Source organism: Streptomyces sp. CA-179760, from assembly GCF_050937045.1.
GTDB lineage: Bacteria > Actinomycetota > Actinomycetes > Streptomycetales > Streptomycetaceae > Streptomyces.
Map to the genome: position 1 here is coordinate 6049885 of NZ_JBNJLZ010000001.1, position 26553 is coordinate 6076437.

Sequence of the window (26553 nt, forward strand, 5' to 3'; positions counted from 1 at the left end):
GTCCCCATGAAGCGCTTTCCGCGCTTCCTCAGCCTTCACCGCACAACGGCCCATTACGTTCCGTGATAATGATCACAGCGCAGCGTCACCACTGGCTTTCCTTCACAAGCTGATCACAGAATCTCCGCTGTCTGATACGTCATCACGCGTGGTCCGTCGCCGGTCCCGCTCCAGTGGTCCGGGGGGACCTCGCCGTGTTCGGTCGACTTCCGCATGCCCGCAAACCTCGTCTGGCGCGTACCGCCGTGCCGGTCACGGCTGCCCTGCTGTTGGTGGGGCTGCTGCCCACGCCGGCGCCGGCCTTGCCCCCGGATCCGGCGAAGGAGGAAGTCGGGCGCGAATCGCTGACGCTGGAGAAACTCGACCGTGACGAGCCGGTTCCCGGCAAGGCGTTCAGCCGGAGCCACAGCACGCTGAAGGCCGAAATCCCCGAGGACCTGCTCGCCGCCCCGACGGGCACGATCAATCCTCCCTCCAACCAGACCGGCTCGGTCACCTTCGGCTCGACCGCGACGACGGCCTCGGCCCGAACGGTGGCCGCCGCAGCCGCACCGGCGGCTCCGAAGCCGGTCGGAGCGCTGCCCGTCAGCCTCGGCCAAGCACCCGACCAACCGACACCCACCGGCACCTGGCAAGTCACCATCCCGGACCGGTCCTCCTCGGCAGCCCAGGGCGTGGAGGGTTCGCTGCTGCTGGTCCAGGGCCCCGACAGCGGCTCGGTACCCGTCTCGGTCGAGCTCGACTACGGCAAGTTCAAGAACCTCTACGGAGCCGACTGGGCCTCCCGTCTGCGCTTCGTCATGTTCCCCGACTGCTACTGGACGACGCCGGACGACGAGGCCTGCCAGACGTACGAGGAACTGGAGACCGCCAACGACACGGCAGCCGAGTCCCTCAAGGCCACCGTGGACCCGGCGGCCGACGACACGGTCACGCCTGCTGCCACCTCTGCGTCCAAGGCCCGCTCCTCGGGCGTGACGCAGGCTTCCTATCGGCGGTCCTCCACAGCGACGCCCGTGGCCGCCGCGGGAAGCACGGCGGTCGTCGGCGTCGTCGACTCCGGCAACAGCGGCGGCGGCACCTTCAAGGCGACGCCTCTCGCCTCTGACGGAAAATGGGAGGCAGGCGGCTCCTCCGGCGCATTCACCTGGTCCTACCCGCTGGCCGTACCGAGCTCACCGGCTGGTCCCGCGCCTCAGATCTCCTTCAACTACAGCTCCCAGACCGTGGACGGGCGTACGGCGGTCTCCTCACCGCAGGCCTCCTGGATCGGTGAGGGCTGGTCCTACGACCCCGGACACATCGAGCGCCGCTACCGCTCCTGCCAGGACGACCGCAAGGCGCTGAAGGCCGGCACTCCCAACAACACCGCCAAGAAGGACAAGACGTCCGACCTGTGCTGGGCGTCGTACAACGCGGTGATGTCGCTCGGCGGCAAGACCACCGAACTGGTCCGGGACGCGGCATCCGGAAGCAATCCGGAGAAGGACACGGAGATCTACCGTCTCCAACAGGACGACGGCACCCGGGTCGAGCACCGCGTCGGCGGCACCAACGACGACAACAACGGCGAGTACTGGGTCGTCACCACGACCGACGGCACGAAGTACCACTACGGCCTGAACAGCGTCGGCGGCGGTCACACCGACACCGCCTCGGTCTCCACGGTGCCGGTCTTCGGCAACCACCCCGGAGAACCGTGCCACGCCGACGCCTTCGCCGACTCGCGCTGCGGCGCCGGAAAGCAGCAGGCCTGGCGCTGGGGCCTCGACAAGGTCGTCGACGTCAACGGCAACACGATGATCGTCAACTGGAAACAGGAGACGAATCACTACGCCGTCCGCAAGAAGTTCAAGTCACCCGAGCAGTACGACCGCTACGCCTACCCCGCCTCCATCGAGTACGGCCTGCGCCCGGACACCCTGACCACACCGTCGGCCACCGTCACCTTCGGCGTGAAGCAGCGCTGCCTGAGATCCGAGTCGGCCTGCGATGCGGCCAACTTCGCGAAGACCGACGATCCCGGCGCCTACCGCCCCTGGTGGGACACTCCCGGCAACCTCAACTGCAAGTCCTCCTCCAAACTGTGCACGCCCTTCCCGTCCTTCTGGACGCAGCTGCGCCTGGACACGGTGACCACGAAGGCCGCTCGCCCGGGGCAGACGGGCCTCGGCAAGGTGGATACGTACACCCTGCACCAGTCCTTCCCGGAGGACTGGTACGACACCTCACCGGGCCTCTGGCTCAACTCGGTCACCCGCACCGGCTACGGCCCGGGCGACACCACCGGCACCCCGCAGTCGAAGGACGGCATCAGCTTCGCCCACTACACCGTGGGCTCCTCGTCGCCGCTGCGGTCCCGGCTCAAGGACCGCCAACTGCCCAACCTGGTCCTCGACGGCAAGAACGACCAGCGCCCCGGCTTCACCCGCCCCCGCATCGGCACGGTTTCCACCGAGGCCGGTGGTGACATCGAGGTCGAGTACACCGGAGGGTGCGCGAGCGAACCCGCCGAGGACAAGGGCAAGAACAACGGCACCTGCTACCCGGTGCGCTGGTCACCCGACGGTGACGAGAAGACTCCGGCCAAGTCCTGGTTCAACAAGTACGTCGTCGCGTCCGTGACCGAGTCCGACAAGGTCACGTCGCACAGCAAGCCGACCGTCACGATGTACACGTACTCGGACGCGGCGTGGGCCAAGAGCGACGACGAGTTCATGCGTCCTGCTCTGCGGACGTACAGCGACTGGCGGGGGCACCGGCAGGTCGAGGTCGTCAAGGGCAGCAAGACCAGCTCCGAGGCGGGCGTGCCCCAGTCCCAGTCCAAGTCGGTGACCCGCTACTTCCGGGGCACCGGCGGCGTGGTCAAGGACTCCAAGAACACCTACACGCTGCTGGCGGAGGACGCGCCCCAGTACGCCGGTACGACCGCCGAGGTCATCACCTACGTCAACTCGGGCGGCGAAGTCCTCAAGCGGTCCCTGAACTTTCCCTGGTCCAAGGAGACCGCCTCCCGCTCCCGTGAGAACGAGGACGCCACGGCCGCGGATCCGCTGCTCGCACATCGCACGGGCACCAAGCGATCGGACGAGGTCCAGGAAGTCGGTACGAGCTGGCGTGCCGTCCGCACCCTCACGACCCCCGATGACACCTATGGCCTTCCCCTCCAGGTGGAGACAGCCGTGGTCAAACCGAGCGGGTCCTCCGAGACCCTCTCGGACCAGACCTGCGCCAAGACGTCCTACCTGCACAACACCACCGCATGGCTCATCGGCGTGCCCAAGGAACAGCGCATCACGGGCACGTCCTGCGCCGGCTACGCGACGGCCGATCCCGCGACCGAGCTGAAATCGGCGCGGCAGTACACCTACGACAAGCTGGCCCATGGCGCGATGCCGACCAAGGGCATGCTCACCTCGGTGGCCGAGAACGACGGCACGGGCACCTCGTACTCCGTCGTCACGGGAACCACGTACGACGACCTCGGCCGCGTCCGTACCGTCACCAAGCCGGGCGCCGGCACCTCGGAGACGCGCTACACACCCGAGACCGGCGGCCCGGTCACCACCACTAGGACGGTCAACGCCAAGGGCCACACCGTCACCACGACCTACGACCCGGGCCGCGGCCTGCCGCTCACGGTCACCGACGCCAACGGCCGCGTGACGCGCACCGAGTACGACGCCCTCGGCCGTCTCGTGAAGGGCTGGTCCCCTTCCCGTTCCTCCGGCGGCAAGTCACCGAACGTAGTCGTCGACTACCAGCCCGCCACCGCTACCACCAGTGCGAACAAGCCTGCCGCGGTATCGGTGGACACGCTCAAGGACGACGGTTCCTACGCCCGCGACGTGACCCTCTACGACGGATTGTCGCGCGAGGTCCAGAAGCAGACCGAGGCCCACGGACCCGGCCGGATCGTCGTGGACACCAAGTACAACGACCACGGCCTGGTCACCGAGAAGACCGGCGCGTACCTGGCCAAGGGCGAACCGGACACGGAACTCTTCAAGCCTCGGTCCCTCTCGCTGATTCCGTCCTGGACCCAGTTCCGCTACGACGGTCTGGAGCGCGAGGCCCGGGCCTCCGTGTACCAGGGCGGCGGATACAAGTACGCGACCTTCACCTGGTACGACGCGGTCAGCAAGACGGTGAACCCGCCCGGCTCCACGGCCCGAGGACCCGCACCTACTTCGACGCCCTCGGCCGGACGACATCCGTCAGGCACTTCACCCAGGACGCCTCCGACGCGACGGCGGGCCGCACCACCACGTACGGCTATGACGCCCGCGGCAACCGCGCCAAGGTCACCGACCCGGCCGGCAACGTCTGGTCGTACACCTATGACGCCCGCGGCCGGGTGACCTCGGCCACCGACCCCGACACGGGAACCACGGACACCTGGTACGACGCGGCCGACCGCCCGAACCGCGTCCGCAACGCGCGCGGGCAGGAGACCTTCACCGAGTACGACGTCCTCGGACGGCCCAGATACGTCAGGCAGGGTTCCGCGACCGCCACCCCCGTCAAGGAACACGTCTACGACGAGGCACCCGGAGGCATCGGCCGGCCGACATCGTCCAAGCGGCACACCGGTAGCGGCGACTACATCAACCGCGTCACCGGCTACGACGCCGACTACCACCCCACCGGCAGCGAGACCGTCATCCCGGCCAACCCGACGACGACGGGCCTCTCCGGCACCTACGCCTACGCATACACCTACACCCCGACCGGAAAGCCCCAGTCGGTCACCCTGCCGGCCGCGGGAGGCCTGGCGAAGGAGAAGGTCGTCACGCGTTACGACGGTGACGGTCTGCCCGACTCGACCTCGGGCCTGACCTGGTACACGGCCGACGCGACCTACTCGCCCTACGGCGAGGTGCTGCGCACGGTCTCGGGCGCCCAGCCGAACCGCGTCTGGACGACCAACTTCGTGGATCCGCACACCGGCCGGCTCCAGCGCACGGTGGCCGACCGGGAGACGGCGGGCCCGCACCGCATCACGGACAGCTACTACTCCTACGACGCGACCGGCACCATCACCTCCCACGCGCGCAAGCTCAGCGAGGCGACGGGCAGCACCTGGGACACCCAGTGCTTCACCTACGACGTGATGGGCGAACTGGCACACGCCTGGACGTCGAAGACCGAACCGACCGGCGCCGGCACCGGCTGCAAGGCGGCGAACGGCGCGGCATGGGGCCCCCGGACCACCTACGCGTCCTCTTCAGGCCCGGTCGCCGACGCCCCCGACGCGGTCTCGGACGCGACGACCCCCGACGCCTCCCTCGCTTCGACGCTCGCCGCGGCGGCACCGTCCCCAGACACGGTGGCCACGGGCACGACGGCCTACCACCAGTCGTTCACCTTCGACTGGCTCGGCAACCGCGCCACGCTCACGGAGCACGACCCGGCGGACACCACGAAGGACCTCACGTACTCGTACGGCTACGGCAAGACGGTCGCAGGCAGCGGCACCACGTCGTACAAGTCCCAGCCGCACACCATGACGTGGACCAGCTCCACGCCGTCCGGCAAGGACAGCGGCTACACCTACGACGCCTCGGGCAACACCACGGTCCGGGACCTGTACAACACCACGCAGAACCTGACCTGGGCGCCGGACAACAAGCTCGACTCCATCACCGACGACGGCAAGAAGACGACGTACGTCTACGACGCCGACGGCAACCGCCTGCTGGAGAACTCGCCGTCGGGCTCGACGCTCTACCTGGGCGAAACCGAACTGACGACGGACGGCGCAGGCGCGATGGTGCGCGCCTCCCGCTCCTACGCCCAGCCGGGCGCCCCCACGGTGGTCCGCACGACGGCCAAGGGCTCGACCACGGGCCACAAGGTCAGCACGCTGATCACCGACCATCTGGGAACGGCGAACACCTCCGTCGATCTCACGACCGGCCAGTCGGTCACCCGCCGCGCCTTCAAGCCGTACGGCGAGACACGCGGCACAAAGCCGTCCACCTGGCCCAACAAGCGCGGCTACTTGGGCGTGGGCATCGACGACACGACCACGGGCCTCACCCACATAGGCGCCCGCGAATACGACCACACCTCCGGCCGCTTCCTCTCGGCAGACCCGATCATCGACCTCGCGGACCCGCTGCAGATGAATGGGTACGCCTACGCCAACAACAGCCCGATTTCGCATTCCGACCCCACGGGGTTGTGGATCGATGACGGAACGGGCCACAGCGAGCCGCGTCGTGACGGTGGTCCCACGGGGCCGTTGAACCCGAAGGGGCCTGGTGTGCCCAGAGGTGGCGCCGGCCCGGGCGGCTGTTACTACAGCTGTAAGTCCAAGCCCGGTTGGGTGAAAACACAGACTCCGGTCACGAACAACGCACAGCGGCTGCGGGACCTCTTCTACGAGTACGGACCGAACGGCCGATTCCCGGACGGCAATTACTGGCACACGCCCATCGTCGAGGACAGCGGCACAAACAATGTGTGCTTCGGGCGAGAAGGTTGCCGCCTGGCTTACAAATTTCTACTGAAGAGCGACGATGTCGCAGAGGCCAAACGAATAGCCGCCAACTACTGTGTCCAGAACTTCGAGAGATGTCTGGACGACGCCGAATCCTACGAGCGGGGCAAGCGGTGGGAAACCCTCGCTTATGCCTTCATCCCCGGAGGCAGGGCGGGCAAGGGAGCGGCTGCCGGCTGTAGGTGTTTCCTGGCCGGCACCGACGTCCTCATGGCGGACGGCACCACCAAGGACATCGAAGATGTCGAAGTCGGTGACATGGTCCAGGCCACTGATCCGAAAACGGGGGAGGCAGGCCCTCGTAAGGTGACCCGCCTGATCCGGACCGAGGCCGACAAGCACTTCAACGAGCTGTCCATCGCGACCGAAGACGGAGTAGACAAACTCACAGCTACCTACGAGCACCCCTTCTGGTCTCCGTCAGAGCAGGACTGGATCGACGCCGGCGATCTCAAGCCGGGCATGACTCTGCTCACCGACGACGGTGACACCGTCATCGTCACTGGCAACCGGCCGTTCACGAAGCACGCAAGGACGTACAACCTCACTGTTGACGACCTGCATACGTACTATGTGCTGGCGGGGCAGACTCCGGTTCTGGTTCACAATTCCGGAGGGGCGTGCAAGGAACTAACCCTGCCTAGCTCTGGCAGTTTCGAGCAAGCTCGCAACAAGGCGCTCGATCTGCTGGGTGAGGTTGATCCAGCTACTCGGCAGCCGTACATCGGCCGTCTCGAATCTGCTCCGACGACCTACGGCAAGGTAGTGGGATTCACTACTCGGGTGAACGGCGAATTCAAGAGGTTCAGAATGGATTACGATCCGGTGAAGGGTCCCCATATTAACGTGGAAGTCGGTAAGGGTGACTCTGCACGTAAATGGGCAGTGCCATGGAATGGCACAGAAGACGATTTTGCGAGAATGCTTGGCGGTAATTCGTGACACTCGACGGTGTATACGGAACCAGGCCGGACCTCCTGCCCCGATCTATGGTTCGAGTGGTTCGTGCAGATCAACAGGGTGATCGACGGCTAACTTGGGTTGGGCGGCCGGGTGTGCAGTTGCTGAACCTGGATCAGCATCTCCAGTATGAGCGCGAAAGCCTCAGTCATTATCCGCGTAGCTCTGATGGTGCAATTGCGTGGGATGCGGTGGCTGATGGTTTGGTGCTCAGCTCGATGGAATCGGGTTCCATCGATCTGAGCACCGTAATCCAACAGTTCGCCCCGAAAGCTAGCAGTCTAATCTTCTTCTGGGAGAGCCTGGCGGTCCCGAGTGTAGAGATAGGGCTCGAATCCCCTATCTCTTACCTGCCGGACATCATGGAATCCGTACCGGAACTCTGGATCTATTCACCCGGTGGCCGCATCGTGGTGGAGAGTTCTTTCTCTGGCGTAGTGACCGTGGCCCGTATTCCTGTGGAAGCCTACGGCCAAAGTCCTGCGTAACGCCGTTTGACGGCAACGCTGACGGCAACGTCAGCGGACGACCACCGCTGAGGGCGGCGGCTCTTCGGAGTCGCCGCCCTCAGCCAGTACATCGCCCAGGGTGTCGATGGCCTGGCGCTGGAGGCGGAGTCGTACGTGGGCGTAGACGCCGGCGGTGACGCCGATGTGGGCGTGGCCGAGGAGTTCCTTGATGACGACAAGGTCGACGCCCTGTTCCAACAGCAGGGTCGCGGTCGAGTGCCGGAGGTCGTGAAAACGGATGGTCCGGAGTCCTGCGTTGTGGAGGAGGCGGCGGAAGCGGCGGGTGAGGTTGGTGGGGTCGAGCGGCTGGCCGTTCAGGGTGGTGAAGACGAGGCTGTTGTCCGTCCAGCTCGTTCCGGCCGCCTGGCGCTCTTCCTTCGTTCCTGGTGGATCTTGAGGGAGCTGAGACATTCGGCAGGGAGGGCGATGCGGCGCTCGGAGGCCAGGGTCTTGGTGTTCAGGACGGTCAGACCCTGGCTGCGGGTGCGCTGGAGTGAACGGTGGATGCTGGCGGTGCCGCAGTCAAGGTCGAGGTCTTCCCAGTGGAGGCCGAGGAGTTCGCCCTTGCGGAGTCCGGTGCGCAGGGCGAGTTCGTACAGGGCGTGAAGCCGATCACCGTGGGCCGCGTGGAGGAGTCCTCGGGCTTCGGTGGCGGTGAGGGGCTGGAAGCGCCGGGGGCGGGGCGTGGTCGTCTTGACGTTCCGGGCGACGTTGCGGGGAAGTTCGTCCTCGCGGACGGCGTGTTCCAGTGCGGACTTGAGGACCGCGTGGACGTACGTGACGGTCAGCGGCGAGAGTCGCTTTCCGCAGCACTGGCCGATGGCGCAGCAGGAGCGCCGGACGGAGTCCCGTTCCTGGGCGCAGCACTGGCAGGTGGTGCGGAGCCCGTCGAGGAAAATACGGATGTCGCGGACGGTGAGCCGGGCAACCTTCTTGGCACCAAGACCGGGATTGATGTGGAGACGGATGGAGGCCGCGTAGCGAGTGTGGGTGTTCTCCCGCAGGTAGTGGACGGCGACGCCCTCCAGCCAGTATGCGAGATAGGCGCTCACGGTGCTGTCGGCTGCCGCGACGGGGAGGCCGCGGTTGCTCGCGGCGATCTTCTCGGTGAGCTTGGCGAGTGTGTCTTTGCGGGTGGTGCCGTAGACGCGGACGCGCTTGCTGGTGTTGCCGGGGGCGAGGTCGTATCCGGCGGCCTCCCATCGTCCGTCCTTGCGCTGGTAGACGGTTCCGTCGCCGTTCGCACGGGTACGGGAGCGGCGGGACGAAGCGGGGCGGGGCGTGGTCATCAGGCGGTTTCCTGTTCCACGCGGGTGCGGATGAAGTCGGTGAGGGCGTGTGCGGGGATGCGGCGGGCGCGGCCGAGGGTGATCGAGGCGAGCTGGCCGGTGCGGAGAAGGTCGTAGACGGCGGAGCGGCCGAGCTGGAGACGAGCCATCACCTGGGGCACCGTGAGCCGATCCAGGACCGGGACCGCTTCCGGGTGGAGGCCCGCGAGCGGAGGCGAGGCCATCAGCAGCCCCCTTCGGCGGTGAACTGCCGTTCCAGTTCCCTGCGGTGCCAGACGGCGGCGGCGAGGAGGTTCGCGCCGGGGCTGTAGCCCGCGCCGTTGTAGTCCCAGTGACCGATGACGAGAGTGGTCGTCGGATCGGGTTCGGGAAGGCCGGCGTGGGCGCGGGCCTGTTCGGTACGCCAGGTGCGGCGGGCGTCGCGCAGCGCGCCGAGGGTGGAGTAGCGGCGAGACTTGGTGGAGAAATGGCCGCGGAAGCCGAGCATGTGCGCCCACTTCCAGAGCTTGAGTTCGGCGAACTCCGGCAGGCGGCCCAGCTCCCAGCAGGTTCGGATCATCTGCCGGACGTGCCGGGCGACGGCGAGTCGGGGCAACGGCCGGGCCTGCCCGGTGCCGTCGCACGCGCTGCACGGGAGCGCGGTCCCGTGGGGCAGGAGGGTGGCGCCGCGTCCCTGGCAGGTGCGGCAGAACAGGGAGCGGTCGAGGGTGCCGGAGGCGTCGGCGGACTTGGTGGCGTACTTGGCCACGTAGGCGGCCACGGCCTGGTCGCTGAATTCGGCGTCGGTGCCGAAGGCGGCGATCTCGCGCACGTCGAGCTGCTGGCCCCAGCCAAGTTCGCGTTCCCCGACTGCGGCGGAGTCGACGGAGATGCGGGCGCGCGGCGCGGCAACGCGGATGGCGTCCGTGAGCACGGCGACGGTGGCATACGGGGGCGGGGGCTGTGTGCTGCCGTCGGGTCCGTCGAGGCGGATCGCTGCGTGGAAGTGGACCAGGCCACGCTTCTGGTACTCGGCAACCTTCGCGAAGGACACCCGCAACACCGCGCGGGCGGCCTTCTGCGTCATACCGAGCCGGGTGGCGATCTCCCGGAGCAGGTAGATCGTGAAGCGGGCCCACAAGGCTCCGGCGTGGGCGTTGAACAAGACCGCGCCTGCATAGTCGTACGTCGCCGGATTGAGCGGCGTACCGAGTAGCGGGTCTGTGGGGTCGTGGCGGGTGCCGCAGCGACAGGGCCGGGCGTCGGGACGGTTGTGGACGGGGCCGAAGGAGGGGGCGGTGAGGGTGGCGAAGACGCGGGGGTGGGTGCGGACGGTGTCGGGCACGGTCTTGCCGCCGAAGAGGCCGGCGCGGATGAGGTGGTAGGTGTCGGCGGCGTAGGTGCGGGAGCAGGCCGGGCAGCGGGAGGCGCGGCGGTTGCCGCACCCGGTGAGCAGGCTTCCCGTGGGCTCCTCGGACGCGGCATACGAGCGCAGTACCTCACCGGTCGCGGTATCGACGGTGGTTGTCTGGCCGGTCAGGCGGACGGGTTCGGTGCACCCGCCGAGTCGTTCGATCTGCTGCTGTGCGTGGTCGAAGTCGGGCTGGTTGATCAGGTGGAGCAGGTCCCGTACGGCGGGGCTTGCCACGTGGTGCAGGTCCAGGGTGACCATTCGGGGCGTGTCCCTTCTGTCGGGTGGGTGGCCCCGAGCAGCAACCCGCCAGGTTGGAAGGCGTGTTGGTGCTGCTCGGGGCATGACGAACCGGGCCGAGGGGTGGGCGAGGTTGTGTGAGAGGTGATGCGGTCGGTGGGGCCGGGGCTCAGAGTTGAGCGAGGGCGGCGGTGGCGACCGGCAGGGCGACGCCCATGCGCTGGCCCAATTGGGCTGCGGTGATGGGTGCGTCGTGTTCGGTGCGGTGGGTGTCCGCGATATGCCGGGCCGCGTTCAGCGGGGCGGCAGGCAGGGCCCGGCTGGAAGCGGGCCGCGCCGTCTTGGCGACGGCCGGCGGAGCGGAGACGCCCAGCTACGAGATCTGCGATTGTTGCGGGGTTGAGTTCGGATACGAAGACTCAACCCCCATGGGAGTAATTCGAGCTAGGGGTAAATGGGAGAAGTCTGGATTCCAATGGGTGAATCCATCTGCTCGCCCTGATGGCTGGGAGGCCGATGTGCAGCTGACGAGGGCCATGCACTTCGACGATCGCTAGGAATTCAGGGGCGGAACCCTGAGGTATTCAAAAGTGCAACTCTGAAGCCCCGTCAGGTACGTCCTGGCGGGGCTTCAGAGTGGTCTGACGGCAGTAGTTGACGGCAACGTCAGTGGACGGGGACTGCGCAGAGCGGTGGGTCGTCGCCGTCGTCGGGGTGGCCGGCGTTCTCCGCGGAGGGCGTGGCCGAGGGTGTCGATGGCGTCGCGTTGGAGGCGGAGTCGGACGTGGGCGTAGACGGTGGCGGTGACGCCGATGTGGGCGTGGCCCAACAGCTCCTTGATCACGACGAGTTCCACACCCTGTTCCAGGAGGAGGGTGGCGGTCGAGTGGCGGAGGTCGTGGAAGCGGATGCGCTGCTGAGGGCTGGCTGTCGGGGCCGCCGGTCCGGCTGGGTACGTTGCCCGGGGTATTGATGGCTAGGCATTGGACGTGGACGTAGACGCCGGGAGTGACACCGCCGCGGCAGAGACCGAGCAGTTCGCATCGGTGATCCCCGGCTACCCGCACAGGTCGAACGCCTACGGCGCTTCAGGCCCCGCACCCCCCAACCCTCCGCGTGCTCACCGCGATGTCATCCATCCGCACGTCGTACGAGGCCGGGCTCGGGTCGGCCTGATACAGCTGCCACCCCAACTTCAGCTTGTCGACCGTCGGGAAGACGAACGGGTCCGACGTACCGCCGTGCTGGTCCGTGGACACGGTCAGGTCGGGCTGGGGCACGCCGTCGAAGTACACCGTGACGCGATTGTCGGTGGCGTCCAGATGGAACTCGACGCACTGCCAAGTACCAGCCTTCGCCGGGGCCGAGGTCTTCCAGGACGTCCAGTCGCCGGTCGGGCCGAGGTCGGAGCCGACGCCGTAGAAGTTGCCCTTCTCGGTGGGCGCGTACTGCCCGCCGAGCGGCCGGACCAGCGTTGACGAGCCCGTCCCGGACGCCTCTGCGAGGGTCCAGTGCGCCCAGTCGGGGGCGGTCGGGAAGGCGTCCACTCTCATCCGCAGCCGGACCCAGAAGCTGTTACCGGACGGGGCGAGATCGGGGAACACGAGGAAGGCGCGCCCGTTGCCCTCGGTGCGGATGCGGAGCTCACGGCCGTGGCCCGACGTCGAGGGGGTGACGGTCAGCGTGCCGCCGGCCGTGTCCGAGGTCCAGCCCCGGCCTTCGGTGACCGGGCCGAGGGGGAGACGGTCGAAGTTCTCCCGCGCGAGGAGTGGGGAGGGGGCTGCGGAGGCCGTGGGGGATACCGGGAGCAGCGCGGAGGCCGCGGCCAGGAGCGCTACGGCGGCCCTTCTGAGGTATGCCATGCGGGCAGTCTGGCTACGGTAGTTACGGCCGTGACAGTAGTTGCGCCCCAAGTGGCCGATCAGGTTCCGTTTCTGTCCGGATCAGGTCACTCGGCCTGTTTCGGCTGGCCTGCCTTCAGGATCTCCGCGACATCCAGGGTGACCTTGGCGCCGATGGAGTCGGGGAGGGCGACGATCTCACCGGGGGCGTGGGGGCGGTGCTTCTCGTACTTGTCTCCGGCGGGGTCGGTAAGGACGTGAAGGCGCTGGTGTCTGCGGTCGACGACGACATACACAGGCACCTTCGCCTCCGCGTACGCGGTGACCTTGGTGCGCAGGTCGGTCCGGTAGTTGCTGGAGGTGACCTCCACGACCAGGCGGAAGCAGACCGGGGCGTAGGAGTTGTTCTCGACGTAGTGGTCCCTGTAGTCGGCGTCCACCAGGGAGAAATCGGGGATCGCGTAGTCCTCGGTACCCGTAGGCAGCCAGAGGCCGATGCCCTGGATCAACCGTGACTCCGCCCCGTGGAGGCCGGCCGCAGCGAAAGGCAGCATGAGGCCGGTCAGGGCATCGCCGTGCGGGCCGTCGGGGGCGGGGACACGAGGATCTGGCCTCCGATGATCTCGACGCGGTAGCCAGGGGTGTGCTCCTTGAGACGGTTGGCCTCCGCGGTCAGCGGACGGTCTCCGTAAGGCCGCTCGACGGCTGCAGCGGACATCAGGCGCCTCCCGTGGCTGGTGTCGAGGCCATCATCGTAGGACGCACGGCCTCCGTGAGTCGGTCGCAGCCACGTTCACTCCATGGTGTGGCATATGCCCGAGGGCCCCGTATCCAGTGGAAACAGGGCCCTCGAACGAAACGCGAGTGAAGATCAGAAGCGGCGCGTAATAAGCGCCCGCTTCACCTCGGCGATCGCCTTCGTGACCTCGATGCCGCGCGGGCACGCGTCCGTGCAGTTGAAGGTCGTGCGGCAGCGCCAGACGCCGTCGCGGTCGTTGAGGACCTCCAGGCGCTGCTCTCCGGCCTCGTCGCGCGAGTCGAAGATGAAGCGGTGCGCGTTGACGATGGCCGCCGGGCCGAAGTACTGGCCGTCGTTCCAGAAGACCGGGCACGAGGACGTGCAGGCCGCGCAGAGGATGCACTTCGTGGTGTCGTCGAAGCGCTCGCGGTCCTCGGCCGTCTGGAGACGCTCACGCGTCGGCTCGTTCGTGTCCTTCGTGATGAGGAAGGGCATGACATCGCGGTACGCCTGGAAGAACGGCTCCATGTCGACCACGAGGTCCTTCAGGACCGTGAGGCCCTTTATGGCCTCGACCGTGATCGGCTTCTCGGGGTTGATGTCCTTGATCAGCGTCTTGCACGCGAGGCGGTTCTTGCCGTTGATCCGCATGGCGTCGGAGCCGCAGATGCCGTGCGCGCAGGAGCGGCGGAACGTCAGGGTGCCGTCGACGTCCCACTTGATCTTGTGGAGGGCGTCGAGGACGCGCTCCTTGGGGTCGATCTCCAGCTGGAAGTCTTCCCAGCTCGCCTCGGCCGCGACCTCCGGGTTGAAGCGGCGGACCCGGAAGGTGACGGTGATGTAGGGGGAGTCGGCGAAGCCGGGCTCGGGCTGGCCGGCCGCTTCCGCCTTGTCCACAACAGGGGTAGCCATCAGTACTTACGCTCCATCGGCTGGTAGCGGGTCTGGACGACCGGCTTGTAGTCGAGACGGACGGTTTCGGAACCGTCGTCGCCGACCTCGCGGTACGCCATCGTGTGCCGCATGAAGTTGACGTCGTCGCGGTTCGGGTAGTCCTCGCGGTAGTGACCGCCACGGGACTCCTTGCGGGCGAGCGCGGAGACCGCCATGACCTCGGCGAGGTCCAGCAGGTTGCCCAGCTCGATGGCCTCCAGCAGGTCCGTGTTGAACCGCTTGCCCTTGTCCTGGATCGACACGTTCCTGAACCGCTCGCGCAGCTCCGCGATCTTCTCGACCGCCGTCTTGATCGTCTGCTCGGTGCGGAACACCATGACGTTGGCGTCCATGGTGTCCTGCAGCTCGCGGCGGATCGCCGTCACGCGCTCGGTGCCGGTGGCGTCACGCAGGCGCTCCACCTGCTCGACCACGAGCTCCGCCGGGTTCTCCGGCAGCTCCACGAACTCCGCCGTCTGCGCGTACTCCGCGGCGGCGATGCCCGCGCGCTTGCCGAACACGTTGATGTCCAGCAGCGAGTTGGTGCCGAGGCGGTTGGCGCCGTGCACGGAGACGCAGGCGACCTCGCCGGCCGCGTACAGGCCGGGGACGACGGTGGTGTTGTCCGCGAGGACCTCACCCTCGACGTTCGTCGGGATGCCACCCATGACGTAGTGGGCCGTGGGCTGGATCGGGATCGGGTCCGTGTAGGGCTCGATGCCGAGGTAGGTGCGGGCGAACTCCGTGATGTCCGGGAGCTTCGCGTCCAGCTGCTCCGGCGGGAGGTGCGTCAGGTCCAGGTAGACGTGGTCGCCCTCGGGGCCGCAGCCGCGGCCCTCACGGATCTCCGTGTAGATGGAGCGGGACACGACGTCACGGGACGCGAGGTCCTTCATGACCGGCGCGTACTTCTCCATGAAGCGCTCGCCGTCCTTGTTGCGGAGGATGCCGCCCTCACCGCGGGCGCCCTCCGTCAGCAGGATGCCCATGCGCCAGATGCCGGTCGGGTGGAACTGGAAGAACTCCATGTCCTCCAGCGGCAGACCGCGGCGGTAGACGGCCGCCTGGCCGTCGCCGGTCAGGGTGTGCGCGTTGGACGTCACCTTGAAGAACTTGCCGCAGCCGCCGGACGCGTAGACCACGGACTTCGCCTGGAAGACGTGGATCTCGCCGGTGGCCAGCTCGTACGCCACCACACCGGCCGACTTCTTGACGCCGTCGACCTCGGTGATCAGCTGGTCCAGGACGTAGAACTCGTTGTAGAACTCCACGCCCTCCTTGACGCAGTTCTGGTACAGCGTCTGGAGGATCATGTGGCCGGTGCGGTCGGCCGCGTAGCAGGAGCGGCGGACCGGGGCCTCGCCGTGGTTACGGCTGTGACCGCCGAAGCGGCGCTGGTCGATGGTGCCGTTCGGCGTGCGGTTGAACGGCAGGCCCATCTTCTCCAGGTCGAGGACGGAGTCGATGGCCTCCTTCGCCAGGATCTCGGCGGCGTCCTGGTCGACCAGGTAGTCACCGCCCTTGACCGTGTCGAAGGTGTGCCACTCCCAGTTGTCCTCCTCCACGTTGGCCAGCGCGGCGGCCATGCCGCCCTGCGCGGCGCCCGTGTGGGAGCGGGTGGGGTACAGCTTCGTCAGGACCGCGGTGCGGCTGCGCTTCGTCGACTCGATGGCGGCGCGCATGCCCGCGCCACCGGCGCCGACGATGACGGTGTCGTACTTGTGGATCTTCATGATTCTCGCAGCCCCGTGCCTAGCGGATGTTCGGGTCGAAGGTGAAGATCACCAGCGTGCCCAGCAGGATGGTGAACACCGTGGCCGTGTAGAGCAGGCCCTTGAGCCACAGCCGGGTGTTCGCGCGCTCCGCGTAGTCGTTGATGACCGTGCGCAGGCCGTTGGCGCCGTGCAGCATCGCGAGCCACAGCATCAGCAGGTCCCAGACCTGCCAGAAGGGGCTCGCCCAGCGGCCCGCCACGAAGGCGAAGCCGATCTTCGACACGCCGCCGTCCAGCACGAGCTGGATCAGCAGGTGGCCGAGGACCAGCACGACCAGCACCACGCCGGACAGGCGCATGAACAGCCAGGCGGCCATCTCGAAGTTGCCCCGCGTGGACTTCGGGGTCTTCTTGGTGCGCTGGCGCGGGGCCTCGATGAAGGGCGCGGGGTTGTCGACGGTGTAGACGGCGCCGCCCTCGACGGGGCCGACGCCGACGGCGGTCTTCTCAGACGTGGACATTGGCGTCAGCTCCCGAACAGTTCACGAGCGGCGTGGCCGAGGACGGGGTAGATCGCCCCGAGCATGAGCACGGCCCACAGGGCTACGACGGTCCAGAGCATCTGCTTCTGGTAGCGAGCGCCCTTGATCCAGAAGTCGACGGCGATGACACGCAGGCCGTTGAGCGCGTGGAAGAGGATGGCGGCGACGAGGCCGTACTCCAGCAGCGCGACGATCGGCGTCTTGTACGTGGCCACGACGTTGTCGTAGGCCTCAGGGGACACGCGGACGAGGGCGGTGTCCAGCACGTGAACGAACAGGAAGAAGAAGATGAGGACGCCGGTGACTCGATGAGCCACCCAGGACCACATTCCTTCCCGGCCGCGGTACAGCGTTCCAGCCGGCACGGAAGTTTCCTCCGGGAGCGGGGATTGGGGCCGCGCCGGCTTGGTGTGTCGGTCGGGCCCGGCCGGGTACGGTCCACCGGCCCCCAGCATCGTAGCGATGCGCTGCCGCTGAGCTGAGCGGGGGTCCCTCGGTGTGATCAAACTGGCACGCAAAGGGGTACGGGTGGGCTAGTGCCGGCCAGGGAGATGGGGGTTTGCCCGGAATCGCCGGGTGCGGGTCGGCAGTGGTTGCTCGCGCCCACGCGGCGGTAGCCGCAGATCGACTACAGCCCCGCGCCCCTGAGGGCGTCCACCAGCCGTTCCGTTGCGAGGCGCCGGAGTTCGTCGGCCACCACTGCCCGCTCCTCCTCCGGATCGTTGGTCAATCGTGACCGGATGGCCTCCAGGAGGTGGTCCAGGACCTGGGCCGGTGTGAGGCCGTCCAGGCAGATGACGAACACATGGCCGAAGCGGGCCTCGTAAGCGGCGTAGGCGGCGCTGAGGGCCGTGTGGGCCGCGGCGTAGGCGCCCGGGGGGAGGGCGGGCAGGGGCTCGGCCGCCAGGGCTTCGGTGAGGTCGCTCCAGGGCAGGTCGTACGCCGCCTCGTCGGAGGCGGCGAGCAGGGAGGCCACGTCCGGATAGGGACGGTGTTCCGCGACACGCCGGGACCAGCGATGGCTGCGCAGGCAGGTGAGGAGGGTCCGCTCCAGTTCCTGCGCGGAGGCTGCGTTGAAGTGCTCCACCGGTATGGCGGCTCGGCCGGGGAGGTCTGGGAGACGGTGCGCGGGCAGCGTGGGTCCTCATGGGCGTCACGTGTGTCGGCAGGGCAAGGTGTGAGAGATGTGACGTCACGCTATCGAGTGCGACCGAGACGTGTCCGACGGATGCCCGAATTTCACCCGCGGGAGAGAGTTTCGAAACGTGTGGTGGACGCGCCCGGAGGCGTCCGGGCGCGCGCCGGGCGCCGTCGGGTTTTAGGTTGGCCGTGTGAGTCAGCACAGGCGCCGGGATACGGCGAAGCGGGTGAAACAGCGGCCAGTGCTGGTCGTGGCCATGGCCGTCGCGTTGGTCATGGTCGTGGCCGGGGTGAGTCTGGGGCTCTGGGCGGCCTCGGACGGCGACGGCGGGTCCACGGGGGCGGAGGCCAGACCGTCCCAGGGCGGGACCGCGGCCGCCCCGCGGGGCACCTCGCCGAGTCCGAGTCGCTCGTACGCCCTGTCCAAGGCGCCGCGGACGATCCCAGCCGTACGCGACCACGAGCCGGCGCGCGGCCCGGGCTGGAAGCCCGAGAGCGGCAACCGCGTGGTCGTGAACGACGCGGCGCTGGCCGACGAGGGACGCCTGGTCGCGGGCGAGCTGGGGCTGACGTACGCGGGCGAGAAGGACGACCGGCGCGCCGGGGACCTGCGGCTGGCGCTCGGCGGCGACAAGAAGGCCAACCCGGAGTCGTACGTCATGACCGTGCGCGACGGGCGCACGGAGATCACCGGGCCCGCCGACGCGGGCGTCTTCTACGGCACCCGCACGCTCAAGCAGGAGACGAGTGACGGCGGAACGGCGCCCGAGGGCGTGGTGCGGGACGAGCCGGCCAAGCCGCAGCGCGGGTTCATGCTGGACATCGCGCGCAAGAACTTCACGGCCGGCTGGATCGAGGACCGGGTCCGGGAGCTGGGCGATCTGAAGTTCAACCAGCTGGGCCTGCACTTCTCCGACGACCAGGGCTTCCGGATCGAGTCCGACACGCAGCCGGAGATCGTGTCCCAGCCGCATCTGACCAAGGCGCAGGTGCGGAAGATCATCGACCTCGCGGAGAGCCGGCACATCACCGTCGTGCCCGAGATCGACTCGCCCGGGCACCTGGGCGCGGTCCTGCGCGCCCACCCCGACCTCCAGCTGCGCACCGCGCAGGGGTCGGCGGTGCAGGGCGCCATCGACATCTCCAAGCCCGAGAGCGCCGAGATCGTCGACGAACTGCTGAACGAGTACGCGGAGCTCTTCCCCGGCAAGCCCTGGCACCTCGGGGCCGACGAGTACCAGGCGCTGGTCCGCTCCGACCCGGAGGCGGCGTTCCCGCAGCTGGCCGCCGCGGCGCGGGAGAAGTACGGCGCCGGTGCCACGGTCGCCGACCTCACCACCGGCTGGCTCAACGACCGCGCCGCCACCGTCCGCGAGCACGACCGCACCCCGCGCGCGTGGAACGACGGCTTCTTCCGCGGCACGTCCGTCGAGCCCGACAAGGACATCCAGGTCGCCTACTGGACCGGCAAGGAGATCGGCGCCCGGGAGCCTCTGGAGTACCTGGAGGCGGGCCGCAAGGTGATCAACTACAACGACGAGTTCCTGTACTACGTGCTCGGCGAGCCGCAGACCTTCGTCTATCCGACGGGGCAGCGGATCTACGAGCAGTGGACACCACGGGTGCTGCGCGGCACCACGGCCGTGCCCGAGCGCTACGACGGCCAGATCCTCGGCGGGAACTTCGCCGTCTGGTGCGACCTCGCGAACTCGCAGACGCAGGACCAGGTGGCGGCCGGGATCCGGATGCCGCTGCGGGCGACCGTCCAGAAGCTGTGGGACCCGGACAGGCCCGAGCTGTCCTGGGCGGAGTTCCGGGCGCTGGCGGACAGGCTCGGCTGACTCCGCCCGAATTGGCCCATACGGCTGCGAACTCCCGTACGGCTGTGGTGGTCTTCTGGCGCGAGTCGAATCGAATATGCCGGGGGGAACCGGAACATGGGCTACTGGGGTTACTTCGTCGTGGGCAGAGCGGAGCGGCCGCTGGCGGAGCTGACCGCGCTGCCGGGGGCCGAGGACGGTATGACGCCGCACACCTCGGCACCCGGCGGATGGCAGTTGTGGGAGTACCCGAGCGGCGAGGGCGACATCGGGAACATGAACGACCTGGCCCGGGAGACCGGGGCGCCCGCGCTCTTCGGGTACGTCATGAACAGCGAGTGCGTGGTGCTGGAGGCCGCGGCGCCGGAGAGCGGGGCGTGGACGACCTGTCTCGCGCGGGCCGCGATGGCCGGCTACCTGGGCGCGGACCGGGAGGGCCTCACGCTGGAGGACTACTTCCTCGAACCCCGCGACGCCGCCGAGCGCGCGGTGCGCTGGGCCGCCGAGGCCGGACACGAAGTGAACGCCGACGCGCTGGTGGACGTACTGACTTCAGACCCTGATCCCCTGGCCGAAAACCTTTTGTTCCGCTTCCTCGACAGACTGGGCGTGGTCCCCCTGTGACACTCCGGGGCCATTGCGCGCAGTAAGGGGAAGTGCGGGTTCCGTGAGGGGTGAGGGCTGGTAGCGGCCTGGTAGGGCCCCGAGAAGGCCCGCGGAGGGAGGCGTGGATGAGCCTGGTGGAGTTGATCGCACAGGCCGACGAACGCGGGCTGGCCGCGAGCGGGCTGGCTTGTTTGGATCGGTGTGTGCCCCTGCTGGGCGGTGACGACGAGATCCTGCGGCCGCTGTGGGCGAGCCTCACCGACGACGCCGGAGCCGGCGACTGGGGTGACGGTCTTGAGCAGGCGCGCGGGAAGCTGGACGGCGCGGGCGACGGGGACGAGGCGGTCGCGCTCGCCCACCGGATGCTCGAGGCCGCTCCCGCTCAGCGGTCCGCCGCCGAGGTGCGGGTGTGGGCCGACGCCTGCTCCGTCGCCTCCCTCCAGATCCACCGCCTCCTCGACACCGCCCCGGACGACGCCTCCTCGGTCGACCCCCGCCGCCAGGGCCGTACGGAGGGCATGTCGCCGCTCGTCGCCGCCGAACTGCGCCGTCAGGTCGTTGTCCTGGAGGTCCTGGCCGGACACGGGGTGGCCGGGCTGCGGCGCGCCCTGGAGGTGTCGATCGAGGGGCGGCGGGTGCTGCGCGCGGTGGTGTCCCGCCGGACCCGGCAGCGGGGCTGAGGCCGCGGGGTCGCCCTGACCGTCCTAAACCCCGTTCCTGAAAGAGTCCTGTGACTGTCGTAAGGCCGCGGTGGGGCGGTCCTGCGCCACTTCCGGGAAGTCGCCGATTTCGCGTAATGCGACGCCGCGCCGCAGCGCTTTTCGGAATGTGACGACTCAGCAGGAGACCAGGCCATCGGCGGCTGCGAAGCCGCTGCGGTGGGCGGCGGACACAGTGGCGACGATGCGCGAGGGAGCGCGACTGCGCCTCGACTACTCGGTACAGAGTCTGTGGAGCATCGACCGCATGATCGAGGGGATACGGCGGGAAGGAGCACCGTACGCGGCCGTGGAGGAGGTGCTGCGCGGGTTCGGGGCCTATGCCGGTGAGGTGATGGCACGGCAGACCGGGGCCGAGTGGTGGGCCACCGGCGGCGACCACTGGATACGCACCCCCGACGGGCGCCTCTGGGACCCGATCGACGAGGCCCGCCGCTGCTACGGCGGTCATGGATCGCTGCGGCTGCTCTGCCGGGACGCGGCGGGCACGGCGCCCCGGCCGTAGCGTCAGCGGGCGAGCACGCCCTCGATCCCCAGCTCGGCGAGTTCCTGCTCCCAGTCCGGCTCGGGTTCCGTGTGCGGTTCCGCGTGTGGCTCCGTCTGTGGTTCCGGATTCGGCTGCGGCGCGACGAGCGTGCCGGCCTTCGCGGCGAGGGCGCGGATCTCGGGCAGGTCGTTGTAGAGGTTCTGGCCGGGACACTCCGTCGGGGAGCCGTCGCGGTGCCCGGAGATACGGTTGAGCGTGACCTTCTGGCCCGCCTGGTACTTGCCGTTGTCGGCGCCGGAGGTCAGCACCACGGTCCCGGCCGGGTCGAGGCCGTACAGGCCGAGCTTCCAGGCCGCCACCTTCGCGACCGACGCGCGCACCGCGGCGTTGGTGCTCGCCGTGGAGTAGTCGCCGAGCACCGACACGCTGCTGGTTGCGGTGTTGAAACCGTAGGTGTGCGCGCCGAGGACGGGCTTGTCGATGCCGCCCGCACGGCCCTCGAAGACGGTCCCGCACTTGTCGACGAGGAAGTGGTAGCCGATGTCGTTCCAGCCGTTGCTCTGCACGTGGTAGAGGAACACGCCGCGCACGACCGACGCCGACTGGGCGCAGGTGTAGTCGTTGGTGCCCGCCGTGTGGTGGACGAACATCGCCTGGGTGCCGGTGGTGTAGGTGGGCGGGTCCTTCACCAGGGACTCGTCGGCGCCCCAGGCGGAGCGCGACGTCACGGTGGGGCGGCCGGCCAGGGCCGGCGCTCCGGGGGCCGGTTCGGCGACGCCCGGTACCCCGGGTTCGGGGACGCCGGGTTCGACGACCGAGGTCTGCACGGCGTCCGGTCCGCCGTCGGGGTCGACCAGTTCGACGCGCAGCCCCTGGGGCAGCCGTCCGCCCGAGACGCGCACCTGGACGCCGTCCGAGGGCCCGGTCCACAGCGGCTGGGTGCCGCCACGCACCCCGGCGTCGTCGTGGTCGGGGCCGCTCTCGGGCGTGCGCACATCGGTGTCCAGCGCCCGCCACGCGCTCCACTCGCCGCTCTCGCGGGAGCGGGTGCGCACATACGCGGTGCCGTCCAGGGCGGCGTCCGGGTCGGCCCAGGTGACACCGACCATGCTGAACGGCTCGGTGGTGCGCGGGGCGAGGGACCGCTTGTGCGGATCACCGTCCGGCACCCGGACGGTGTACACGCCGTCCGTGGACGAGGCCCGGGCGGGCTGGGCCAGACCGAGGGCACCGAGGGCCAGAGCGGTGGCGACTGCGGTGCGCAGGAGGGGAGACGGCATACGGCGCTCGCCTTTCGTCGGGCGGTTGCATCGCGTGACAGAGCTCCCCGGTACGTCACTTGGCCCAAACCTCCGTGGGCCCGCGCTCCCGAGGACGGCGGGTCCGGTTGACCCGAACGGTGGTCGGTCCCCGGGCGTCTGACGCGCTGTGACACTTCCGTCCGCACCGGCGCTGATCACCGTGGGGACGTGGTACGGGAGGGCGCGCACTCGGTACGGACGGGGACGGTACGTGGGTCAGGGAGCGGCACCCCGGCGCATGCGGGCGTACGACGGGGAACTGGGCGCGGCCGTCGCGCGGGCCCAGCAGGGAGACGAGGCGGCCTTCGCGGTCGCCTACCGGTTCGTGCAGCCCGGCCTGCTCGGCTATCTGCGCGGCCTGGTCGGGGACGACGCGGAGGACGTGGCGTCCGAAGCCTGGCTGGAGATCGCCCGGGATCTGGGGCGGTTCCAGGGCGACGGGGCCGGCTTTCGCGGCTGGACGGCGACCATCGCCCGGCACCGGGCGCTGGACCATCTGCGCCGGCAGCGGGTACGGCCCCGGCCGGCCGTGCTGGAACAGGACGTGCTGGACCTGCCCGGGCCGCACAGCACGCACGACCAGGCGCTGGAGGCCCTGTCCACCGAGCGCGCCCTGGAGCTGGTGCGCGGGCTGCCCCGCGACCAGGCCGAGGCCGTGCTGCTGCGCGTCGTGGTCGGCCTCGACGGCCCGGCCGCCGCGCGCGTCCTGGGCAAGCGGCCGGGCGCGGTACGCACGGCCGCGCACCGGGGGCTGCGGCGCCTCGCCCGGCAGTTGGGCACGGAGGATGTGACGGATGAGGCTCCCCGGACGCTGGGGGAGTAGACGTGAACGAAGCTCAGCTTCTCCGGCGGGGCTGACGGGACCGCGCGGTCGCTCCGTCCTGAACAGGCCGGACGAGCGGGACGTACTGGTGGCCCGGCGGCAGTGCGGCAGTGCGGCCGTGCGGCAGTGCGGGCGAGTGGGCGCGCGGGCGCGCGGGCGCGCGGATCGAGCAGGAACCGAGCATGAACCGGCAGGAATGGAATCGGACATGGGTGAACGGCAGAGCGGCGGCGGGCTTCCCGGCCATGGTTCCCGTCCCGCCCTGCCCGACGCGGAAGTCGAGGCGCTGATCGTCGCCTGCCTCGTCCGGGACGGTGTCGACGCCGAGGCCGAGCAGCGGGCCGTGGCCGCGTTCCGGGCCGCCCGGGACGCCGGGCCCGCCCGGGACCACCGGATCCGCGGCCGCCGCCGGGACGACTGGGAGCCCCGGGGGCGGCGGTCCGCGGTGCCGTCCCCGCGGACGACGCTCTCCGTGCTGCTCGCCGGACTCGTGCTGGTCGGTGTCGCCCTGGGCGTGATCGGCGCGGCGGGACTCCCGGCGGACGACGGCCGCGAACGCCCCGCCCCTGCCCCGGCCACCGAGGACGACTGCCGCGACTACCAGGAGGTCGGCGGAAACGGCGAGGGCGTGAACGCGACGGTGTGGCAGCGTCTCGTGGCGGCGGCGGGCGGTGAGGGGAACGTCGTGGCGTACTGCACGGCACAGCTGGCCGAGCCGCAGCCGGGCGGGAACGACGGCGACCTCTCGCCCTAGGAGTGTCCTGCCGGGTTCAGTCGCACAGGCTCGCCACCACGAGGCTGTCGAAGGCCAGTCGGCCGGACTGCCACGCGGTGACCCGGAGCGCGGCGTCCTCGCTCGCGTCCTGCGCGGGGAGCCTGGTCGCGGAGATGCGGCAGGGGAGGCCCAGGGTCAGGGGGAAGTGGAAGGCGCTGCGCAGTTCCACGGGGAGTACGCGGTACGGGGCGCAGGCCGCCTGTGCGGCCTGGCGGGCGGCCTCCAGGAGCACCATGCCGGGGATCTCGTGGGTGGGATGGTCGAAGAGCACCGGGTGGCCGGGGTCGATGCGCAGGTCCCAGTTCAGGCCCCGGCGTGCGGCGGCGGAGCGGGGGACGCCGAGGACGACGTCGCGTTCGTCGAGGCGCCCCACGATCGCGGGAGGCACGGGGTCGGGCAGGGACGGGTACCCGCCGCCCTCCCCTGCGGCGGGGTCTCGGGGGCGGACGCGTGCAGGGTCAGTCGTCCCGCGCCGGCGAAGTCGTCGCCGCGCAGCAGGTCGGCCTCCAGGGTCAGCGCGGTCGGGGGGCCGGCGCCCCGGACGTCCGTGGCCGCGGCCTCCAGGCGCATCTCGGCGGGGCGGGTGCCGAGCAGGATGACACCCGGTACGACCTCGAACTCCAGTTCGGTGATGGTGAAGTGATGGTCCGCCGGGACCCCGTAGTACGTCTGCCCGACCAGGACGGAGGCCTGCCGTAGCGACTCCGCGGTGAGCAGGGGGTCGTACCAGGCACCCGCGATGGGCGCGTAGAAGTGGTGCCCGCGCGGCCACTGCGCGCCCAGCCGGAACGTGTCGGGGCCCAGCTGCCGCCAGTCGGTGATCAGCACCTCGGCCACGGCGCTGCGGTCGACGAGGTGACGCGGGGCGGTCCGGACGAAGCGGAGGTCGGCCTCCGGCCCGGCATCCGGCGCCAGCGGGAGGGTGACCGTCTTGGGTGTCGGATCGGTGTGGGACACGCGGGTTGCCTTTCTCATGGGCGTCGACGCGACGAACGCGTCCCGGGGCGGGTCCCGGGCAGGGCCGGCCCCTCCGAGCCGGGGCTGGTCCGCCGGGCGGGCGGGGCCAGGTCCGGGGCAGGGGGAGGACGGAGCCGGATCCCGGGCCGGGCCCTCGCAAGCCGGGCCGGGCCCTGACGGGCGGAGTCGGGTCCCGGGCCGGGCGGAGTTCGGAGTCGGGTCCGGGGGCGAGGCCGGGTCCCGGGCTCAGCGGGCCGTCCAGCCGGACCGGGCCCCACGCCGGGCCGAGGACGCCGGTGGCCTCGGATCGGCGGGTGGCGGGCGGGAGGGTAGGTGGCGGGTGCGGGTGCGGGTGCGGGTGCGGGTGCCGGTGCCGGTGGGGGCGGGTGCTTGTGGCAGGTGGTGGGCGGCGGGGTGCCATGTCTTGCCTGGCGGCCTGGCCCGTACAACGGCCCGGCCCGGTGCGGGAACTGGAGCCGGAGCCACGGCCAGGGTCGCGCCTGTGGCTGGGACGCAGTGCCCGTGTTGGGGTGTGCCCAGCTGGATCCGGTGCTGGAACCGGACCGTAGCCACGGCCCGGGCCTTGCCCGCGGCTGGCCCCAGTGCCCGTGAGGGACTTGACGCCCGTGCGGGGCTCGGCACCCGTGCGGGATCCGGATCCCGTGCCGGGCCGGTGTCGGAGGCGGTGGCGCACCCGGGGGGGCTCATCGGCCCGTGTCGGCGGGAGCCCCGTCAGGCCGCTGCCAGGGCCGTGAACCGGCCGGCGTGGAAGACCAGGGGGCCCTCCTCGGCCGTCAGGGCGCCTTCCAGGGCCTCGGCGATGACCAGCTCGTGGTCGCCCGCCGGGTGGACCGTGCTGATACGGCAGTCCAGCCAGCCGAGACCGTCGGCGGGGATGGGGTGCCCGGCCCGGGTCGTGGTCCAGGCGCCCGCGGCGAAACGGTCGGCGCCCTTGGTGCTGAACAGGCGGCACAGCTCGGCGTGCCGATCGCCGAGGATCGTGACCGCGAAGGAGCCGGCCTCGCGGATCGCCGGCCAGGTCGAGGAGGTGTCCGCGGCGCACAGGGCGACCAGCGGCGGGGCGAGGGAGACGGAGGTGAAGGAGTTGACCGCCATGCCCTTGGGGCCTTCGGCCGTGTCAGCGGTGACCAGTACCACTCCCGTGGTGAACCGGCCGAGTATGTCGCGGAACGAGCGTTGCTCCAGCATGAGTTCTTTCCGATCGGGTGGGACGCACGGCCGGGCCGACGGAACGGCCCGACC

Annotated in this window: 19 protein-coding genes and 4 pseudogenes; 8 read left to right on the forward strand and 15 right to left on the reverse strand. The window is 69.6% G+C overall.

Annotated features, from left to right (window positions below; translation table 11 throughout):
- Nucleotides 1–245: 245 nt before the first annotated feature.
- Nucleotides 246–7447: pseudogene (locus ACQEV8_RS27610) on the forward strand (polymorphic toxin-type HINT domain-containing protein).
- Nucleotides 7448–7560: 113 nt separating this feature from the next.
- Nucleotides 7561–7953, forward strand: a complete 393-nt coding sequence (locus tag ACQEV8_RS27615) for a hypothetical protein (RefSeq protein ID WP_432965344.1) — start codon at nucleotides 7561–7563, stop codon at nucleotides 7951–7953.
- Nucleotides 7954–7983: 30 nt separating this feature from the next.
- On the opposite strand, the pseudogene ACQEV8_RS27620 reads toward ACQEV8_RS27615, so the two are convergent.
- The 11 genes and pseudogenes from ACQEV8_RS27620 to ACQEV8_RS27670 all read right to left on the reverse strand — a co-directional run bounded on the left by ACQEV8_RS27620 (nucleotide 7984) and on the right by ACQEV8_RS27670 (nucleotide 17749).
- Nucleotides 7984–9263 (reverse strand): annotated as a pseudogene (locus tag ACQEV8_RS27620) (tyrosine-type recombinase/integrase).
- The gene (locus ACQEV8_RS27625; RefSeq protein ID WP_432965347.1) at nucleotides 9263–9487 is read right to left on the reverse strand and encodes a helix-turn-helix domain-containing protein; all 225 of its coding nucleotides are present in this window, start codon (nucleotides 9485–9487) and stop codon (nucleotides 9263–9265) included. The pseudogene ACQEV8_RS27620 and the gene ACQEV8_RS27625 overlap by 1 nt, the downstream one beginning before the upstream one ends.
- The gene (locus ACQEV8_RS27630; protein WP_432965350.1) at nucleotides 9487–10914 is read right to left on the reverse strand and encodes a replication initiator; all 1428 of its coding nucleotides are present in this window, start codon (nucleotides 10912–10914) and stop codon (nucleotides 9487–9489) included. The genes ACQEV8_RS27625 and ACQEV8_RS27630 overlap by 1 nt, the downstream gene beginning before the upstream one ends.
- A 610-nt stretch (nucleotides 10915–11524) precedes the next feature.
- Nucleotides 11525–11809, reverse strand: a pseudogene (locus ACQEV8_RS27635) (tyrosine-type recombinase/integrase); the annotation flags it as partial.
- Between the two features lie 172 nt (nucleotides 11810–11981).
- The gene (locus ACQEV8_RS27640; RefSeq protein WP_432965353.1) at nucleotides 11982–12755 is read right to left on the reverse strand and encodes a hypothetical protein; all 774 of its coding nucleotides are present in this window, start codon (nucleotides 12753–12755) and stop codon (nucleotides 11982–11984) included.
- Nucleotides 12756–12841: 86 nt separating this feature from the next.
- Nucleotides 12842–13452 (reverse strand): annotated as a pseudogene (locus ACQEV8_RS27645) (Uma2 family endonuclease).
- Between the two features lie 153 nt (nucleotides 13453–13605).
- Nucleotides 13606–14385 (reverse strand): succinate dehydrogenase iron-sulfur subunit, encoded by a 780-nt coding sequence (locus ACQEV8_RS27650; RefSeq protein WP_432965356.1) that lies wholly within the window; start codon nucleotides 14383–14385, stop codon nucleotides 13606–13608.
- Nucleotides 14385–16139 carry a succinate dehydrogenase flavoprotein subunit gene (gene sdhA / locus ACQEV8_RS27655; RefSeq protein WP_432965359.1) on the reverse strand — a complete coding sequence of 585 codons (1755 nt, stop codon included), beginning with the start codon at nucleotides 16137–16139 and terminating at the stop codon, nucleotides 14385–14387. Before sdhA ends, ACQEV8_RS27650 begins: the two co-directional genes overlap by 1 nt.
- Before the next feature lie 19 nt (nucleotides 16140–16158).
- Nucleotides 16159–16641 carry a succinate dehydrogenase hydrophobic membrane anchor subunit gene (locus ACQEV8_RS27660; protein ID WP_432965362.1) on the reverse strand — a complete coding sequence of 161 codons (483 nt, stop codon included), beginning with the start codon at nucleotides 16639–16641 and terminating at the stop codon, nucleotides 16159–16161.
- Nucleotides 16642–16646: 5 nt separating this feature from the next.
- The gene (sdhC, locus tag ACQEV8_RS27665; RefSeq protein ID WP_432965365.1) at nucleotides 16647–17027 is read right to left on the reverse strand and encodes a succinate dehydrogenase, cytochrome b556 subunit; all 381 of its coding nucleotides are present in this window, start codon (nucleotides 17025–17027) and stop codon (nucleotides 16647–16649) included.
- Between the two features lie 263 nt (nucleotides 17028–17290).
- Nucleotides 17291–17749 carry a 2-oxo-4-hydroxy-4-carboxy-5-ureidoimidazoline decarboxylase gene (locus ACQEV8_RS27670; protein ID WP_432965368.1) on the reverse strand — a complete coding sequence of 153 codons (459 nt, stop codon included), beginning with the start codon at nucleotides 17747–17749 and terminating at the stop codon, nucleotides 17291–17293.
- Between the two features lie 328 nt (nucleotides 17750–18077).
- Between ACQEV8_RS27670 and ACQEV8_RS27675 the strand changes: the two genes are divergently transcribed.
- From ACQEV8_RS27675 to ACQEV8_RS27690, 4 genes are all read left to right on the forward strand, one after another.
- Nucleotides 18078–19643: a beta-N-acetylhexosaminidase gene (locus ACQEV8_RS27675; protein ID WP_432973038.1), complete on the forward strand. Its 1566-nt coding sequence runs from the start codon at nucleotides 18078–18080 to the stop codon at nucleotides 19641–19643.
- 96 nt (nucleotides 19644–19739) lie between these two features.
- Complete coding sequence (locus ACQEV8_RS27680) at nucleotides 19740–20246, forward strand: hypothetical protein (RefSeq protein WP_432965371.1); 507 nt, start codon at nucleotides 19740–19742, stop codon at nucleotides 20244–20246.
- 107 nt (nucleotides 20247–20353) lie between these two features.
- Nucleotides 20354–20908 (forward strand): hypothetical protein, encoded by a 555-nt coding sequence (locus ACQEV8_RS27685; protein WP_432965374.1) that lies wholly within the window; start codon nucleotides 20354–20356, stop codon nucleotides 20906–20908.
- A 148-nt stretch (nucleotides 20909–21056) separates the two neighbouring features.
- On the forward strand, nucleotides 21057–21452 hold the full coding sequence (locus ACQEV8_RS27690; RefSeq protein ID WP_432965377.1) for a hypothetical protein: 396 nt from the start codon (nucleotides 21057–21059) through the stop codon (nucleotides 21450–21452).
- A 2-nt stretch (nucleotides 21453–21454) separates the two neighbouring features.
- On the opposite strand, the gene ACQEV8_RS27695 is transcribed toward ACQEV8_RS27690, so the two are convergent.
- On the reverse strand, nucleotides 21455–22714 hold the full coding sequence (locus tag ACQEV8_RS27695; RefSeq protein ID WP_432965380.1) for an N-acetylmuramoyl-L-alanine amidase: 1260 nt from the start codon (nucleotides 22712–22714) through the stop codon (nucleotides 21455–21457).
- Nucleotides 22715–22946: 232 nt separating this feature from the next.
- Between ACQEV8_RS27695 and ACQEV8_RS27700 the strand changes: the two genes are divergently transcribed.
- Together ACQEV8_RS27700 and ACQEV8_RS27705 are read left to right on the forward strand one after the other, a co-directional pair.
- Nucleotides 22947–23558 carry an RNA polymerase sigma factor gene (locus ACQEV8_RS27700; RefSeq protein ID WP_432965383.1) on the forward strand — a complete coding sequence of 204 codons (612 nt, stop codon included), beginning with the start codon at nucleotides 22947–22949 and terminating at the stop codon, nucleotides 23556–23558.
- A 208-nt stretch (nucleotides 23559–23766) separates the two neighbouring features.
- Nucleotides 23767–24312 (forward strand): hypothetical protein, encoded by a 546-nt coding sequence (locus ACQEV8_RS27705; protein WP_432965386.1) that lies wholly within the window; start codon nucleotides 23767–23769, stop codon nucleotides 24310–24312.
- Between the two features lie 16 nt (nucleotides 24313–24328).
- Here the strand turns inward: ACQEV8_RS27705 and ACQEV8_RS27710 are convergent, their stop codons facing one another.
- From ACQEV8_RS27710 to ACQEV8_RS27720, 3 genes are all read right to left on the reverse strand, one after another.
- Nucleotides 24329–24706, reverse strand: coding sequence for an AfsA-related hotdog domain-containing protein (locus ACQEV8_RS27710; protein ID WP_432965389.1), 378 nt, complete (start codon nucleotides 24704–24706; stop codon nucleotides 24329–24331).
- A complete protein-coding gene (locus ACQEV8_RS27715) occupies nucleotides 24637–25290 on the reverse strand; it encodes an AfsA-related hotdog domain-containing protein (RefSeq protein WP_432965392.1) in 654 nt (217 codons plus the stop codon). The genes ACQEV8_RS27710 and ACQEV8_RS27715 overlap by 70 nt, the downstream gene beginning before the upstream one ends.
- A gap of 732 nt (nucleotides 25291–26022) precedes the next feature.
- Nucleotides 26023–26499 carry a flavin reductase family protein gene (locus ACQEV8_RS27720; RefSeq protein WP_432965395.1) on the reverse strand — a complete coding sequence of 159 codons (477 nt, stop codon included), beginning with the start codon at nucleotides 26497–26499 and terminating at the stop codon, nucleotides 26023–26025.
- Nucleotides 26500–26553: the final 54 nt, after the last annotated feature.

What these genes read in the sequence shown, in the direction of transcription:
- ACQEV8_RS27695 (WP_432965380.1), bottom strand. Translation starts at nt 22,714, where the DNA reads ATGCCGTCTCCCCTCCTGCGCACCGCAGTCGCCACCGCTCTGGCCCTC.
- ACQEV8_RS27675 (WP_432973038.1), top strand. Translation starts at nt 18,078, where the DNA reads ATGGTCGTGGCCGGGGTGAGTCTGGGGCTCTGGGCGGCCTCGGACGGC.
- ACQEV8_RS27720 (WP_432965395.1), bottom strand. Translation starts at nt 26,499, where the DNA reads ATGCTGGAGCAACGCTCGTTCCGCGACATACTCGGCCGGTTCACCACG.
- ACQEV8_RS27685 (WP_432965374.1), top strand. Translation starts at nt 20,354, where the DNA reads ATGAGCCTGGTGGAGTTGATCGCACAGGCCGACGAACGCGGGCTGGCC.
- ACQEV8_RS27680 (WP_432965371.1), top strand. Translation starts at nt 19,740, where the DNA reads ATGGGCTACTGGGGTTACTTCGTCGTGGGCAGAGCGGAGCGGCCGCTG.
- ACQEV8_RS27705 (WP_432965386.1), top strand. Translation starts at nt 23,767, where the DNA reads ATGGGTGAACGGCAGAGCGGCGGCGGGCTTCCCGGCCATGGTTCCCGT.
- ACQEV8_RS27625 (WP_432965347.1), bottom strand. Translation starts at nt 9,487, where the DNA reads ATGGCCTCGCCTCCGCTCGCGGGCCTCCACCCGGAAGCGGTCCCGGTC.
- ACQEV8_RS27640 (WP_432965353.1), bottom strand. Translation starts at nt 12,755, where the DNA reads ATGGCATACCTCAGAAGGGCCGCCGTAGCGCTCCTGGCCGCGGCCTCC.
- sdhA (WP_432965359.1), bottom strand. Translation starts at nt 16,139, where the DNA reads ATGAAGATCCACAAGTACGACACCGTCATCGTCGGCGCCGGTGGCGCG.
- ACQEV8_RS27660 (WP_432965362.1), bottom strand. Translation starts at nt 16,641, where the DNA reads ATGTCCACGTCTGAGAAGACCGCCGTCGGCGTCGGCCCCGTCGAGGGC.
- ACQEV8_RS27630 (WP_432965350.1), bottom strand. Translation starts at nt 10,914, where the DNA reads ATGGTCACCCTGGACCTGCACCACGTGGCAAGCCCCGCCGTACGGGAC.
- ACQEV8_RS27650 (WP_432965356.1), bottom strand. Translation starts at nt 14,385, where the DNA reads ATGGCTACCCCTGTTGTGGACAAGGCGGAAGCGGCCGGCCAGCCCGAG.